General features: G+C 37.2%; 16 protein-coding genes and 1 other RNA gene. 14 read left to right on the top strand and 3 right to left on the bottom strand.

Features of this window, described 5'->3' with window-relative positions; translation table 11 throughout:
- Nucleotides 1-10: 10 nt before the first annotated feature.
- The 7 genes from fabZ to G7057_RS11335 all read left to right on the top strand — a co-directional run bounded on the left by fabZ (nt 11) and on the right by G7057_RS11335 (nt 5,238).
- Nucleotides 11-442 (top strand): 3-hydroxyacyl-ACP dehydratase FabZ, encoded by a 432-nt coding sequence (fabZ, locus tag G7057_RS11365; protein ID WP_076765923.1) that lies wholly within the window; start codon nt 11-13, stop codon nt 440-442.
- Nucleotides 443-445: 3 nt separating this feature from the next.
- Entirely contained in the window at nt 446-1,816 is a 1,371-nt protein-coding gene (locus tag G7057_RS11360; RefSeq protein WP_166163839.1) for an acetyl-CoA carboxylase biotin carboxylase subunit, read from the top strand.
- Nucleotides 1,817-1,856: 40 nt separating this feature from the next.
- A complete protein-coding gene (accD, locus tag G7057_RS11355) occupies nt 1,857-2,729 on the top strand; it encodes an acetyl-CoA carboxylase, carboxyltransferase subunit beta (RefSeq protein ID WP_166163838.1) in 873 nt (290 codons plus the stop codon).
- A complete protein-coding gene (accA, locus tag G7057_RS11350) occupies nt 2,722-3,504 on the top strand; it encodes an acetyl-CoA carboxylase carboxyl transferase subunit alpha (RefSeq protein ID WP_166163836.1) in 783 nt (260 codons plus the stop codon). Before accD ends, accA begins: the two co-directional genes overlap by 8 nt.
- A 77-nt stretch (nt 3,505-3,581) precedes the next feature.
- Nucleotides 3,582-4,505 (top strand): hypothetical protein, encoded by a 924-nt coding sequence (locus G7057_RS11345; protein ID WP_166163834.1) that lies wholly within the window; start codon nt 3,582-3,584, stop codon nt 4,503-4,505.
- A 98-nt stretch (nt 4,506-4,603) separates the two neighbouring features.
- Nucleotides 4,604-4,822: a cold-shock protein gene (locus G7057_RS11340; protein WP_076765932.1), complete on the top strand. Its 219-nt coding sequence runs from the start codon at nt 4,604-4,606 to the stop codon at nt 4,820-4,822.
- 20 nt (nt 4,823-4,842) lie between these two features.
- The gene (locus G7057_RS11335) at nt 4,843-5,238 is read left to right on the top strand and encodes a ribonuclease HI family protein (protein ID WP_166163832.1); all 396 of its coding nucleotides are present in this window, start codon (nt 4,843-4,845) and stop codon (nt 5,236-5,238) included.
- Between the two features lie 733 nt (nt 5,239-5,971).
- On the opposite strand, the gene G7057_RS11330 is transcribed toward G7057_RS11335, so the two are convergent.
- From G7057_RS11330 to gpsB, 3 genes are all read right to left on the bottom strand, one after another.
- Complete coding sequence (locus tag G7057_RS11330) at nt 5,972-7,132, bottom strand: THUMP domain-containing class I SAM-dependent RNA methyltransferase (RefSeq protein WP_166163830.1); 1,161 nt, start codon at nt 7,130-7,132, stop codon at nt 5,972-5,974.
- A 130-nt stretch (nt 7,133-7,262) separates the two neighbouring features.
- An RNA gene (gene rnpB, locus G7057_RS11325) (RNase P RNA component class B) lies at nt 7,263-7,623 on the bottom strand.
- 47 nt (nt 7,624-7,670) lie between these two features.
- Entirely contained in the window at nt 7,671-8,021 is a 351-nt protein-coding gene (gene gpsB / locus G7057_RS11320; RefSeq protein ID WP_166163828.1) for a cell division regulator GpsB, read from the bottom strand.
- A gap of 259 nt (nt 8,022-8,280) precedes the next feature.
- Between gpsB and G7057_RS11315 the strand changes: the two genes are divergently transcribed.
- From G7057_RS11315 to dtd, 7 genes are all read left to right on the top strand, one after another.
- Nucleotides 8,281-8,895 carry a DNA-3-methyladenine glycosylase gene (locus G7057_RS11315; RefSeq protein ID WP_166163827.1) on the top strand — a complete coding sequence of 205 codons (615 nt, stop codon included), beginning with the start codon at nt 8,281-8,283 and terminating at the stop codon, nt 8,893-8,895.
- A 16-nt stretch (nt 8,896-8,911) separates the two neighbouring features.
- On the top strand, nt 8,912-9,436 hold the full coding sequence (locus tag G7057_RS11310) for a DUF3013 family protein (RefSeq protein WP_166163825.1): 525 nt from the start codon (nt 8,912-8,914) through the stop codon (nt 9,434-9,436).
- Nucleotides 9,423-10,373 (top strand): 50S ribosomal protein L11 methyltransferase, encoded by a 951-nt coding sequence (gene prmA / locus G7057_RS11305; protein ID WP_166163824.1) that lies wholly within the window; start codon nt 9,423-9,425, stop codon nt 10,371-10,373. Before G7057_RS11310 ends, prmA begins: the two co-directional genes overlap by 14 nt.
- A gap of 2 nt (nt 10,374-10,375) precedes the next feature.
- Nucleotides 10,376-11,149, top strand: a complete 774-nt coding sequence (locus G7057_RS11300) for a 16S rRNA (uracil(1498)-N(3))-methyltransferase (protein ID WP_166163822.1) — start codon at nt 10,376-10,378, stop codon at nt 11,147-11,149.
- Between the two features lie 2 nt (nt 11,150-11,151).
- Nucleotides 11,152-11,817: a deoxyribose-phosphate aldolase gene (gene deoC / locus G7057_RS11295; RefSeq protein WP_166164247.1), complete on the top strand. Its 666-nt coding sequence runs from the start codon at nt 11,152-11,154 to the stop codon at nt 11,815-11,817.
- Nucleotides 11,818-11,963: 146 nt separating this feature from the next.
- The gene (locus tag G7057_RS11290) at nt 11,964-14,180 is read left to right on the top strand and encodes a RelA/SpoT family protein (RefSeq protein WP_166163821.1); all 2,217 of its coding nucleotides are present in this window, start codon (nt 11,964-11,966) and stop codon (nt 14,178-14,180) included.
- A gap of 19 nt (nt 14,181-14,199) precedes the next feature.
- Nucleotides 14,200-14,646 (top strand): D-aminoacyl-tRNA deacylase, encoded by a 447-nt coding sequence (gene dtd, locus G7057_RS11285; RefSeq protein WP_166163820.1) that lies wholly within the window; start codon nt 14,200-14,202, stop codon nt 14,644-14,646.
- Nucleotides 14,647-14,672: the final 26 nt, after the last annotated feature.

Raw genomic sequence — 14,672 nt, 5'->3', positions numbered from 1 at the left:
AGAATTATAAATGAGCTTATTAAGTGCACAAGAAGTTATGGATATCATTCCTAACCGTTACCCGATCTTTTTTATCGATAAAGTTGAAGAATTAACACCTGGAGAGCATATCGTTTGTTATAAAAACGTAACAATCAACGAACCATTCTTCCAAGGACATTTCCCAGGCGAGCCAGTTATGCCAGGTGTTTTAATTGTTGAAGCTTTGGCACAAGCGGGATCAATTCCATTGTTGAAATTGGATGAATTTGAAGGACAAACAGCTTACTTAGGTGGATTAAACAAAGTTAAATTCCGCCAAAAAGTAGTTCCTGGTGATGTGTTGCGTTTACAAGTTGACATCGTTAAACTTAAAAAATACGCTGGTATTGGTTATGGCCAAGCATTTGTTGGCGATAAAAAAGTTTGTGAAGTTGAAATGACATTTATTATTGGGAGATAAACCATGCTAAAAAAAGTATTGATAGCTAATCGGGGGGAAATCGCCGTTCGAATTATTCGAGCGTGCCACGAAATGGAAATCCAGACGGTTGCTGTCTACTCTGAGGCAGACCGTGAGGCATTGCATACCCAACTCGCAACAGAGGCCATCTGTATTGGTCCTGCTCGAGCAAGTGACTCTTACTTGAATATGACCAGCATCTTAAGTGCTGCTGTTGTCACGGGCGCACAAGCCATCCATCCAGGATTTGGTTTCTTATCCGAAAATAGTATTTTTGCAACAATGTGTGAAGAAATGAATATTAAATTTATCGGACCTAAAGCAGAGACGATTGATTTAATGGGAAACAAATCAAACGCACGAAATGCCATGATTGAAGCTTCGGTACCTGTTATTCCAGGTAGTAAAGACTACATTGAAACACATCAACAAGCTGCTGAAAAAGCCAAAGAATTAGGTTATCCTGTTATTCTAAAAGCTGCAGCTGGTGGTGGTGGTAAGGGTATGCGTAAGGTTATGGCTGAAGCAGAACTTCAAGCGCTCTTTTCTCAAGCTAAAGCAGAGGCTAAAGCAGCTTTTGGTGACGACCGGATGTATATTGAAAAAATTATCACTCCTGCTCGCCATATTGAAGTTCAAATTTTAGCAGATGAGCATGGTAACGTTATTCACTTAGGTGAACGTGATTGTTCATTACAACGTAATCACCAAAAGGTTCTTGAGGAGTCACCGTCCACTTATATTTCTGACCAAACACGTCAAGAAATGGGCGAAACGGCTGTTCGAGCTGCTCAACATGTGGGTTACGTTAATGCTGGAACGATTGAGTTTTTAGTCGATACAGATGAAAAATTCTACTTTATGGAAATGAATACCCGTATTCAAGTAGAGCACCCTGTAACAGAAATGGCAACAGGGATTGATATTGTCAAAGAACAACTTCGAATCGCAAGTGGCTTACCAATGGCGATCCAACAAGAAGATGTGACGTTGACAGGACATACCATCGAATGCCGAATTAATGCAGAAAATCCAGCTGAAGGATTCCGTCCATCATCTGGTACAATCGATTATCTCTTTTTACCAAGTGGTGGAAACGGCTTAAGGGTAGAAAGTGCGATGTACGGTGGTTATCAGATTCCTCCGTTCTACGATTCAATGATTGCCAAAATCGTAACAAAAGGTGAAAATCGTGAAGAAGCCATTGCAAAAATGAAACGTGCGCTACAAGAGCTAGTCATCCATGGTGTTGAAACCAATCAATATTTCCAAGAAGCAATTTTGGAGGATGAGCGTTTTGTTTCAGGTGATTTTGATACCGATTATTTACAAGCATCCTTTTTACAACATTGGCAACCTTCTCAACATGATTAATCCAATTGAGAAGATAATTTAAGAGGCAAGAGGTGAGGAAATGAAACTATTTCGAAAACGTCCATACATATCTTTAGAACCAGCCACTCTTCAAGAGGAGGTTCAAAAGCCGGTCGTGCCGGAAGGTCTCTGGGAAAAATGTCCAAATTGTAAAAAAACCATTTACAGCAAGGACTTAGGAACAGAAAAAATTTGTCCTCATTGCCAGTATAACTTTAGAATTTCATCTGAAGAAAGGATTCAACTGATTGTAGATGATGGCTCATTTGAAGAATGGGACGCAGTGATGCCAGTTGAAAACCCTCTAGACTTTCCTGGTTATGAAGATAAAATTAAGGCGACAAAAGAAAAAGCTCAAATCGACGAAGCAGTTGTGACGGGTCGAGCTGTTATTAAAGGACAATCAACGGTTTTATGTGTGATGGACTCCAACTTCTTTATGGGGAGTATGGGTAAGAACGTCGGTGAGAAATTAACGCGCGCTTTTGAACGCGCATTAGACTCTCAATTACCGATTATTGTCTTCACAGCATCTGGTGGTGCCCGTATGCAGGAAGGGATTCTATCCTTGATGCAGATGGCGAAAGTCAGCACAGCTGTAGCAAATCATAGTAAAGCAGGCTTGTTGTATATAACAGTCTTAACGGATCCAACAACGGGTGGTGTAACCGCAAGTTTTGCTCAACAAGGTGATATTATTTTAGCTGAACCTGGAGCAACAGTTGGTTTCGCTGGTAAACGTGTGATTGAGCAAACAATCAAAGCATCTCTGCCAGAAGGTTTCCAGACAGCAGAGCATGTCTTAGAAAAAGGCTTTATCGACCATATTGTTCCTCGAAAAGAACTCCGTTCAGAGCTTGGCTTTTTATTAGCCATTCACAGTAACGAAGAAATGAGGGTACAACATGACTGAAGCAAATGAAATTGTAAAAAACGCCCGAAGTGTGGAGCGCTTAACAACCAAAGAGTTTGCGGAACAACTATTTGATAACTTCTTTGAAATGCATGGCGATCGTCGATTTGGTGATGATCCTGCTATTATTGGAGGGGTTGGTCTCTTAGATGGATCAGCTGTTACCGTTATTGGTACTCAAAAAGGTCGCGATATCAAAGAAAATGTTTACCGTAACTTTGGTTCGCCACACTCTGAAGGTTATCGTAAGGCAATCCGCTTAATGAAGCAGGCTGAGAAATTTAATCGGCCGATTGTGACGTTTATTAATACATCTGGTGCTTTTTGTGACGTTGAGTCCGAAGACAGAGGAATTGGCGAAGCAATCGCTGAAAGTTTATTAGTGATGTCTCAACTAACGGTTCCGATTCTCTCAATCTTTATTGGAGAGGGAGGAAGTGGTGGTGCTTTGGCGCTCGCTATGGGGAATAAGGTATGGATGATGGAAAATGCTATGTATTCCGTCTTATCTCCAGAAGGGTTTGCGTCTATTTTATGGAAAGATTCTTCTCGTAGTAAAGAAGCTGCTGAAATTATGAAGTTAACGCCAACAGACCTTCTTGAACTGGAAGTCATTGACAAAATCATTCCAGAAACACGACGTAAAGTTAAACTCAAAAAAGATGAAGTCTTGTTGAAAATGCGTGGTGAAGTTGCTGCAGCTCTTCGAGAAATGAAGCAATGGGACAAAGAAACCATCGTTGAACAACGACAAGAACGATTTAGAAAATATTAAAAGTTTGCTGGCTACCTTGTAGTCGGCGAGCTTTTTTTGTTATTGTATAGCTATATAACAAAAAAAGGAGGATAGCCATGTCAGATTTGATTCAATTTCCAAGAAATTTTGATTCCTATGTTCAGCAAGCTTTTTTAGCATTTGAAGGTGCAGATCTAACAGCAACTATTGACTATGCTGAAAAAGCCTTATCAATCCAGATAGACAATGAGCTATTTAACTTTGTTATTAGCTTGCTAGAAGAGCAAACCGACTATCAAAAGGCCATTGATTTGTTTAAAAACTATAAAGCTTATTTGTATGATTCCCATGCTCTAGCTGAAGAAGATATGCTCTTTGTCAGCTTACTTGTTAAAGCTGGCCATTTTGACCAAGCGAAGCAACAAATTAAACAACGGATGATTGAAGGTTCACGTTCCAGTGATCATCAGCATTTATTTGATATTTTGGATTATCAATTACAAGTGATTGAAAAGAAAGAGGAAGAGAACAAACAGAGAGAGATAGCAGCGATTGTAGCTGAGTTTAAGTCGTTTGAAATTTTACCGCTTTACAAGCAATTTTCAATACTCAGAAAATTAGAGAAATTACCGTTGTTACCACTTATTCCTATAGCCGAGCAATTATTGTTATCTGAAAAGGTCCATCCTTTATTTAAAACTGACATTTGTCAGTTATTGATTAAGCAATCTTTTGAAGGGTCACTAACCATTAGGAAAGAATCTTTTATAGAGACGTATCCTATAGAGCAGTTAAAACCGATTGAAAAGACTTCATTTTATCAAGACTGTATCGAATTAATTCAAACAGACATTGATTTAGAGTCAGCATCATTTTTAGAAGCTAATTTATTTTTACACCTGTCTTACTATTATCCTTTTGAAAATCAAGCTTTTTCATCACCAAATGCTTGGATTGAAAGTATGTTGGGTTATAACACGAGTGAAAGAGATGCCATTCAATTAGCTGAAGAAGGTTTAAATCAACTAGGAAGTGTCTAGAGAAAGTTGGCATTGTTGACGGCGGTTACAATGACGCTTATAATTAATTCATAAGCAGAATTGCTGAAGGTTTTCTCATTGAAAAGGGGGATGTTACAATGGCTTATGGAGTTGTGAAATGGTTTGATAATGAAAAAGGTTACGGGTTCATCGATTTGGCTGATGACAAAGGTGATATTTTTGTTCATTTTACTGGCATTGATCATGATGGCTTTAAGACATTAAAGGAAGGTCAAGAGGTGTCTCTTACTATAGTAGAAGGCTCCAGAGGTCCGCAAGCAACCCAAGTGAGAGTAATCAATGGCATTGACGATTAAGATAAGAGGTGGTCACTGAAGTGATACGATTATTTATTGATGGTGGCTCCAATCCTAAAAAGCAATGTTCATCAATTGGTATTTTATTAATCAATAATGGTAGGCAAACACAAATTGGTCAGAAACTAGCCAATTATGTTGATAATCATCAAGCAGAATATCTTGCTCTAATAAAGAGTTTAGAACTGCTGATTGAAAACGAATTAACTGAACAACTGATTCTTTGCCACTCGGATAGTAAGATGTTAGTTGATGCTATTGATAAGCACTATACATCTAACGATAAATATAAAGATTTGCTAGAAGATCTATTCACTCTTCTTCAACAGTTTTCAAATTTTCATTTAAAATGGATTAGTGAAAAAGAAAATAGAGGGGCGCACGAATTAGCTAAACAAGCCCTTTATTCTAAATAAAAACTGCCGGAACTTGAAGTCCGGCAGTTTTTTGTGTGCTCGTGTACGATACAGCTTTAAAAAAAAGGCTGTATCGTACATTTTGCTGAAATTTTAGGTGGGTAGAGAGTCTCATTAGCTATCCACATTAGTTTAGGAAAGTGAATAATCCTAAACAATACCTAGAGCAAAAAGAAATAACATCATTAGAGGTAAGGTGAGAAAGAATATACTATAATCAAATCTTCTTTTGTTGAATAATTTCCATAGTAAAAAAGTATAACTAATCAAAATAATTGCTAGTATTATGAATTCAGTAGCAAAGTACGCAATAACACTACTGGAATTGGGTGGTAAACTTTTTACAAAAAAACCTCCAATAAATAAAACCCAATATGTTATATGTAATAAATAAATACCTTGTTCTTGTTTAAGAAATAAACAACGGTTTGAATGACTGAGATACTTCAAATAGAAGCTACTTAAAATAATATTTAAAGTAATTAAAACAAAAAGTCGAACTGTTAAATTATTGTAATACATTTCAAGATCCATCATACATTTCCTCCAATTTAAGATGTATTGATTATATCTTAAATTTATTAAGGGACGTTTAAGAATAAAAAAATATGGATTCTTCATTGATTGTGTGGCGCTTAAATTATAGGGCATTTGTTCACTGTGCTTTTTACAATGAGAAAATCCCCAACCCTTTCAATCTAGAAAGGGTTGGGGATTTTCTTCATTCAAGGATTTAGTTAGATTCCACATCACGTGGCTTACGTGGTGCACGTTTGCCCCAATATTGGAAGTAATCTGTTCTTAAACGGCCATTGTAAAGTTTTCTCTTCTTAGTAGCTCTTTGACCATAGAATTCTTCGAATAATAAATCACTGGTAATGATGTATTTGCTCCATGTTTCTAGTGGACGGAACACATCTCCCATTTCTTTATACAGGCGTTCAACTGATTCTTGATCATCCATACGTTCACCATAAGGCGGGTTAGAAACAATCACACCGTATTCTTTTTCTGTTGTAAAATCTTTTAATTGCATTTGTTTGAAGCTAACAAAATCTTCAACACCAGCTTTTTCAGCATTTCGTTTAGCTATCTCAATCATACGACCATCAATATCAGAACCTTCAATGTCTAATTCTTTGGAGTAATCTGCAGCTAATTTAGCCTCATTGCGGTATGTTTGCCATTCATTATCTTGGAAAATATTCCATTTTTCTGCCATAAACTCGCGGTTTAAGCCAGGTGCAATATTTAAGCCAATCATTGCTGCTTCAATCACGATTGTTCCAGAACCACATGTTGGATCGTAGAATGGTTTATCCGGATACCAATTTGTCAGTTTGACAAGAGCAGCCGCCATATTTTCCTTCATTGGCGCGCCACCTTTTTCAGTACGGTAACCACGTTTAAATAAACTTGATCCCGTTGTATCAATCGTAATCGATACTTCGTCTTTTAAAATCGCTACTTCAATAGGATACTCAGCACCTGTTTCCGGTAGACGGTTACGGCGGTGGTAGAAGTCAGATAGGCGATTAACAATTGCTTTTTTAACAATAGCCTGGCAATCTGGCACACTGTATAAGGTTGATTTATGAGACTTTCCAGAAACAGGGAAAGCAGCATCCATCGGTAAAATATCTTCCCAGGGTAACGCTTTTGTTTGTTCGAAAAGATCATCGAATGTTTTCGCATTGAATGTTCCAAAAACAATCTTAACGCGGTCAGCAGTGCGCAACCATAAGTTGGTTTTAACGATATCGGCGTTTCCACCTTGGAAAAATGCTTTTCCATTCTCAACTTGAACAGTGTAGCCCAAGTCTTTTAATTCGTTTCCAACAAGTGCTTCAATGCCACTAGCTGCGGTTGCAACCAATTGGTAATTTTTTTTCATAGTAACGTCCTTTCATAACACAAGGTATAAACAGTAGAAAAGGGCAGGACACCAGTCCCGCCCCGAATTGAATTCTGAACATCATGTGCGATTTTAATATGTCGCAAACATAAAACCTGATTCTGTAAATTCCTATAAGCCATGTTTTGTCTCGCAAAAAAGTCAGGTCTTTTTTGCTGAGGTAATCATCTATCTGCATTACTGCCTCTCTTTTTCGTTCGATTCCTACTAAAGAGAGTGCCCCTACCAATGTTTGGGTTGCTCACTCGAGGGGTTTACCCGTTCCACTATTAAAGTTTCCTTCAATACTTCGTCACTGTGGCACTTTCAAGATTACTCAGGCATAGATAAAATCCTTAGCCTTTTTGTCTGCCGTCAATTAAAAATTGCCTTAGCTTATTGTTTCGCTAAGCACGAACACTACAAGCATCACAGCTTGTGTGAGCATGGACTTTCCTCAGTTTATTTAAAAACCGCGATTACCCAGAATTTACAGAGTTTCAAGCAACGGTTAATTATACGTTAATTTTTAGAAAAATCAATCGTTTAATAATAAATCGTCATCTTGATGATCTTCTAATTTAGATCCAAAGACATGTTTTTCTAAATTAGATAAACGTTTCAAAATATCAAAGTTTGTTACACCGCTAGCAGGGCTAGAGCTTGATTGGCTACGTTTGCCTAATGCAGCTTGTTTTGTTAATTCATCAACACGACTACGTAGACGCTCATTTTCACTTTGCAAGAAAGCTAAATCTTTTTGATAAGATTCATAGTCGCGGATAATCATATCTAAAAATTCATCCACTTCACCAGCATTGTATCCTCTCATGGAAGTTTTGAATTCTTTTTGTAAAATATCTTTTGTTGTTAAGTTTTTATCAGTCATCCATCACACCTCGTTCTTCAATCATTTTTTTCAAGATAATGATATAAATCATTTGTCATTTTCAATAAATTTTCTTCCTTACAATTATATCAAATAAAATGCATTGTGACAATAGAAGTGAGGAGATGCTATGAGCGAAATAAAACTTTCATTAAAATATAATTATAGATTTGAGCATCTCAAAATGAGATTGTTAGTGCTTTGTTGGAAAATTTGGTAAACTATTTTTAGTTATTACAAAGATAGTAAGGGATGAATGATGTTAAAAGAATTGTTACAATCAAACTATTCAACAGAGCAAATTGCTCAATCGTTATTAGGAAAACTGCTTGTCCATGAAAAAGACGGTATTCGTCGTTCAGGTTTTATTGTTGAAACAGAAGCCTATTTAGGAGTAAGTGATAAGGCTGCTCATAGTTACGGAGGGCTACGAACGAAGCGTACGGAGATTATGTTTCAAGAAGCTGGCAGCATTTATACTCATATCATGCATACCCATGTCCTATTAAACATTATCACTCAACCAATAGGTACACCTGAGGGGATTCTTATTCGTGCTATCGAGCCTTATGAGGGGATATATGAGATGGAAAGAGCTCGTATAAGGCATGGACATAATCTAACGAATGGTCCAGGAAATTTAACAAAGGCTATGGGAATTGATATGGCCTATTATGGAAAAAGTATTTTGGGTAGTCAATTATTTATTGACGAAAATATAGAAAAACAAGCAAAACAGATTATCGCGACACCTCGAATAGGCATTCCTAATAAAGGGGAATGGACCGAAAAAGCATTAAGATTTATTGTGGAAGGAAATCCCTATGTTTCGAAACGAAAAGGTAGCGTGGCTACGGACCAAGGTTGGTTATAAAAAGGAGGTTATGGAGATGCAAAAGAATATTATTAATAAAATCAAAGAAACACTTGAAGACATGAATATGCCGTGTGAATGGCGGGTAGAATGGTTCAAACAAAAACATATGATTGAGATTGTGGTGATGATTCCAGTTGCAATGCCACTTGATGAAAGAGTCAGCGATCAATATGGAACAGTCAACAGCCATGATCAATTTGTTTTTGAAGAAACGATATTGTTATTTGATAGTCGTTTAGCTGAAATTAAAAATGATAATTATTTGCTTTCTATTCCCTTTGACAAGGAAGATGGCCTATATGGCGGCACCATCCAAGCGCTTTGTAAGACGCTTCGACTATCCGTAGTACAGGCTATTAGTGATTTAAATGAATTTATACATGATAATCAGACAGTTTTATTTGAAATGAAGTGGCATAATGACAATTACTTGAGTACAATTAAAACAATGAAGGATTTGAATCGATTCGATTATGTTATTTATTCTTATCCATCTGATATTACAGAAAAAGTGGTGGATGAAAATGAAGTGGAATGAAGTCGTCATTGTGACAACAACTGAGGCTGCTGATGCAACAGCTAACTTATTTATTGAAGCTGGTGCTCAAGGTACCGTTATTGAAGATGAACTAGATTTTATTAATTTGCAGGACGATGGCTTTGGCCAACTAAAAGATGATAAAGATATACCAGCAAGTGATCAAGATGTATTTGTAAAAGCCTATTATCCTGATACGGATGCTTTTTTAGAAACGATTACACTTATTAAACAAAAAATGGCCGCTATGGCAAAGATTGATCTCGATCTTGGTAAATACCAACTAATTGTTAATGACGTCAAAGAAGAAGATTGGGAAAATTCATGGAAACAATTTTACCACCCGATTCGAATTACCCGTTACTTAACGATTGTCCCATTTTGGGAAGATTATACGCCACAACAGGCTGACGAGAAACGTTTGTTAATGGATCCAGGTATGGCATTTGGTACAGGAACTCATCCAACAACCAGATTATCACTCGAAGCTCTTGAGACTGTCATCAGAGGTGATGAGAAAGTTCTTGATGTTGGAACAGGATCAGGTGTTTTAAGTATTGCAGCAAAATACTTAGGCGCAGGCGAAACATATGCTTATGATATTGATCCAGTTGCTATTCAACAAACCAAAAAGAATGTTGAGCTAAATGGGTTTAGCGATTCAATTAGCATTGCTAAAAATAGTTTGTTAGAAGGGATTAAAGATGCTAAGGCAGATATTATTGTCGCAAATATATTAGCTGAAATTCTTCTCTTAATGATTACAGATGCTTGGAATAATTTAAAAGACAATGGAACGTTTATTCTATCAGGAATCATCAACTCTAAAAAGGATGATGTTCTTCATGCTCTAATTGAACAAGGTTTTGTTATCGAAGAAATTAAAAATTCAAAAGACTGGTACTGTATCATTTGTAAAAAGGAGGTAGAGGACTAGTCGTGCAACGATATATGATTGCTGAAAGTCTCGAAGACTTTTCTAACCATCCCATCTTCCTAAGTGGGGACCATTATCATCATATGAAAAATGTGATGCGGTTTAAACCAGAAACCAAAGTGTTCTTATCAGATCCAAACGGAAAGAGTTGCATTGCTGAAATTATTACTTTTACAGATGATAAAGAAGTTCAGTTGGCTTGGGTAGCGAATGAAGACAAAAATAATGAACTACCGATTGATGTGACCATTGTTTGCGGACTTCCAAAAGGGGATAAACTTGATTTAATTGCTCAAAAAGCAACAGAATTAGGTGTAAATCGAATCATTCCTTTTGCTTCTGATTATTCTGTTGTAAAATGGGATGAGAGCAAGAAAAAGAAAAAGACGCAACGATTCCAAAAAATTGTCCAAGAAGCGGCGGAGCAATCTCATCGCCAACTTGTGCCAACAGTCCATCAAGCGGTTACCCTAAAGGAACTATTAGCTTTATCACAAAAATATTCAGTTAAGCTAGTTGCTTATGAAGAAGATGCTAAGCAAGGTGAGCAGGCTGTTCTGGCTAAAACCTTACAAAACCTTCAGAGAGGTGACAAATTATTAATAGTCTTTGGACCAGAAGGTGGTTTGTCAGAGAATGAAATCACGTCCTTCAAGGATGATGGTTTCTTAACCTGTGCATTAGGACCACGAATCTTGAGAACGGAAACGGCACCTCTTTACGCTTTATCTGCTGTATCATATCATTTTGAATTATTAAACGGAGGAGATTATTAATGATGAACATCAACAAATATATTGACCATACTATTTTAAAACCAGAGGCGACAGAGGCTGATATTAAAAACCTATGCGACGAAGCATTGGATTATGACTTTATGTCTGTTTGTATCCAACCTTACTGGGTATCAAAAGCAGCTGCTTTCCTAACAGGATCAGATGTTAAAGTTTGTACCGTTGTTGGTTTCCCACACGGAGCAAATACAGCAGAAGTGAAAACATTCGAAGCAAAACAAGCCGTTCAAAATGGAGCGCATGAAGTGGATATGGTTATCAATATTGGTGCATTGAAAGAAAAATCATACGACGTTGTTCGCCATGAAATTGCATCAATTGCTGAAGCTGTTAAAGGACAAGCAATCTTAAAAGTTATCATTGAGACAGCACTATTAACGGATGAAGAAAAAGTAGCTGCTTGTGAAATCGCGAAAGAGGCAGGTGCTGATTTCGTTAAAACATCAACTGGTTTCTCAACTGGTGGCGCAACATTAGCGGATATTCGTTTAATGCGTCAAACTGTTGGACCAGATATGGATGTTAAGGCAAGTGGAGGCGTGCGTAGTTATGAAGATGCACAAAACTTTATCGAAGCAGGCGCAACACGCCTAGGAGCTTCAAGTGGTAAAGCAATTGTTGATGAGTGGAAAGCTGCAACAGCAAACTAATTTACAATAAGATAACTGGACTTCAAGTCTCTCCACTGAGACCCTAGAAGTCCAGTTTGTTTTTATATAAGTATAAACATAGATATCTAGCCTAAATTAGCGTATAATTGAAGGTAAAAATAAATAGAATGTAAAGGGGTGACAGAATGCCAAAAATAAAAAATTATAGTAAACAAGAAGTGATTGATTTATGCGCCTCTTACATGAGTCTTCCACACGTTGCCTTTGTTGAAAAAGCAGCTGACTTCGCTGAGCAAGCCCATAAAGGACAGATGAGAAAATCAGGGGAAGAGTATTTTGTTCATCCAACACAAGTGGCCGCTATTTTAGCCGAGTTGAAGCTGGATCCTGATACCATCGCGACAGGTTTCCTTCATGATGTTGTGGAAGATACGGATTATACATTAGAAGACATTGAGTATGAGTTTTCAAAAACAGTTGCTATATTAGTGGATGGTGTAACGAAATTAGGTAAGATTAAATACAAGTCTCATGAGGAGCAACTAGCTGAAAATCATCGTAAGATGCTTTTGGCAATGGCCAATGATATTCGTATTATTATGGTTAAACTTGCTGACCGTTTGCACAATATGCGAACATTAAAATTCCACCGTCCTGAAAAACAAAGAAGTATTTCGAATGAAACATTAGAAATCTATGCGCCGCTAGCTCATCGCTTGGGGATTAATAGGGTTAAATGGGAATTAGAAGATACGTCACTACGTTATCTTAATCCGCAACAATATTACCGTATTGTTCATTTAATGAATACCAAACGTGATGAACGGGAACATTATATTTCTGACACCATTCAAAAGATTACTGAATCGATCGATGAGCTTAGTATTGAGGCAGACATCTATGGCCGCCCTAAACACATCTATTCCATCTACCGTAAAATGAAAGATCAAAAGAAACAATTTAATGAGATTTATGATCTCTTAGCAGTCCGTGTTATTGTTGATTCTATCAAGGATTGTTATGCTGTTTTAGGTGCCATTCACACCAAATGGAAACCCATGCCAGGTCGCTTTAAAGATTATATTGCCATGCCTAAAGCGAATATGTACCAGTCTTTACATACAACCGTTATTGGTCTAAAAGGGACACCTATAGAAATTCAGATCCGTACAGAAGATATGCATCGTGTTGCTGAATTCGGGGTAGCTGCTCACTGGGCATATAAGGAAGGGACCGTTAAGAAAGTTGAGGGTGAAGAGAATAATCTTCAACAGCAGCTCAATTGGTTCCGTGACTTGATTGATCTACAGGATGATTCACGTAACGCCAGTGAATTTGTTGAAAGTGTAAAGGAAGATATCTTCAAAGACAAAGTGTATGTCTTTACACCAAAAGGTGACGTTATGGAATTGCCGTTTGGCGCTGGGCCATTAGATTTTGCATACAATGTCCATTCTGAGGTAGGAAATAAAACGGTTGGAGCAAAGGTAAATAATAAAATTGTGCCACTCAACTACAAACTACAAAATGGTGATATCATTGAAGTCATGACATCCCCTAACTCATTCGGACCGAGTCGTGACTGGGTTAACTTGGTAACAACCAACAAGGCAAAGAATAAAATTAAACGTTTCTTCAAGTTACAAGATCGTGAAGAAAATATTGAAAAAGGCCGGTCTTTGATGGAGAAACAACTCCAAGAAATGGACTTTGTGCCTAAAGATTTCCTAACGAAACCACTTCTGAAAGAAGCTTTACAACGTTTCAATATGCAAACTGAGCATGATTTATATGCAGCTGTTGGCTTTGGTGAATTGTCACCATTTATTGTAGCCAACCGTATAACAGAAAAAGCGCGTCGTGAACGTGACCGTCAAGAACAAGAGCAAACAATGGAAACCATTGAGCAAAAGGCCAAAAAAGAACCAGCTAAAATGAAAATCAGACATGAGAATGGGATTGTTATTCAAGGAGTCGACAATTTATTAATTCGTATCAGTCATTGTTGTAATCCTGTTCCTGGTGATCAAATTGTTGGCTATATTACAAGAGGCCGCGGCATTTCCGTTCACAGAACTGATTGTCCAAATGTTCAATTATCAGATGATAATAAAGACCGACTCATCGATGTTGAATGGGAAGATTCTGGCTCGTCTCATATTGATTATGAAACTGAATTGTTGGTAGAAGGTTATAACCGTTCAGGCTTATTAAATGAAGTGTTACATGTCATTAATTCAATGACTAAAAATCTTAATAGCGTGAATGGAAAAATTGATGAAAATAAAATCGCTACAATCACATTAAAGCTGGGAATTCAAAATTTAAGTCAATTAGATAAAATTGTTGATAAAATCAAAAACATTCCTGACGTTTATAGTGTGCGTCGTGTAATTTCATAAATATAAGGAGTGTTTGGTCTTGCGCGTTGTTATACAGAGAGTATCACAAGCATCTGTTGCTGTAGATGAACAAATCGTTGGTCAAATTGCTAAAGGCTTTCTCCTGCTTGTTGGTGTTGGAAAAGATGATAGTGAGGAAGATGTCGATTATCTTGTCCGTAAAGTTTCACAATTAAGGGTATTTGAAGATAACGAAGGTAAGATGAACCTGTCCTTAAAGGACATTAATGGTGCTATTTTGTCCATTTCGCAATTTACCTTATTTGCATCAACTAAGAAGGGTAACCGACCAAGTTTTACTGATGCGGCTCAACCGGAAATAGGGGACAAATTATATCAATTATTCAATCAAAACTTGAGAGAAAATGACTTCCGAGTTGAAACAGGGGTATTTGGTGCTGATATGCAAGTTAGCCTGATTAATGATGGGCCAGTGACGATTTTAATAGATAGTAAAAGAAAATAAATAAAGAAGAAGCTGGGATAAAAGTC

This window comes from Jeotgalibaca arthritidis (assembly GCF_011100465.1).
GTDB classification, from domain to species: domain Bacteria; phylum Bacillota; class Bacilli; order Lactobacillales; family Aerococcaceae; genus Jeotgalibaca; species Jeotgalibaca arthritidis.
Note: the sequence above shows the minus strand (reverse complement) of the source record. Positions and strands in the feature narration are given on the sequence as shown.

Bases quoted from the DNA above. Each gene is read 5' to 3' on its own strand.
- prmA (WP_166163824.1), top strand. From the start codon at position 9,423: ATGAAGTGGAATGAAGTCGTCATTGTGACAACAACTGAGGCTGCTGAT.
- G7057_RS11290 (WP_166163821.1), top strand. From the start codon at position 11,964: ATGCCAAAAATAAAAAATTATAGTAAACAAGAAGTGATTGATTTATGC.
- fabZ (WP_076765923.1), top strand. From the start codon at position 11: ATGAGCTTATTAAGTGCACAAGAAGTTATGGATATCATTCCTAACCGT.
- G7057_RS11330 (WP_166163830.1), bottom strand. From the start codon at position 7,132: ATGAAAAAAAATTACCAATTGGTTGCAACCGCAGCTAGTGGCATTGAA.
- deoC (WP_166164247.1), top strand. From the start codon at position 11,152: ATGAACATCAACAAATATATTGACCATACTATTTTAAAACCAGAGGCG.
- G7057_RS11345 (WP_166163834.1), top strand. From the start codon at position 3,582: ATGTCAGATTTGATTCAATTTCCAAGAAATTTTGATTCCTATGTTCAG.
- G7057_RS11315 (WP_166163827.1), top strand. From the start codon at position 8,281: ATGTTAAAAGAATTGTTACAATCAAACTATTCAACAGAGCAAATTGCT.
- G7057_RS11360 (WP_166163839.1), top strand. From the start codon at position 446: ATGCTAAAAAAAGTATTGATAGCTAATCGGGGGGAAATCGCCGTTCGA.
- accD (WP_166163838.1), top strand. From the start codon at position 1,857: ATGAAACTATTTCGAAAACGTCCATACATATCTTTAGAACCAGCCACT.
- G7057_RS11340 (WP_076765932.1), top strand. From the start codon at position 4,604: ATGGCTTATGGAGTTGTGAAATGGTTTGATAATGAAAAAGGTTACGGG.
- gpsB (WP_166163828.1), bottom strand. From the start codon at position 8,021: ATGACTGATAAAAACTTAACAACAAAAGATATTTTACAAAAAGAATTC.
- accA (WP_166163836.1), top strand. From the start codon at position 2,722: ATGACTGAAGCAAATGAAATTGTAAAAAACGCCCGAAGTGTGGAGCGC.
- G7057_RS11310 (WP_166163825.1), top strand. From the start codon at position 8,912: ATGCAAAAGAATATTATTAATAAAATCAAAGAAACACTTGAAGACATG.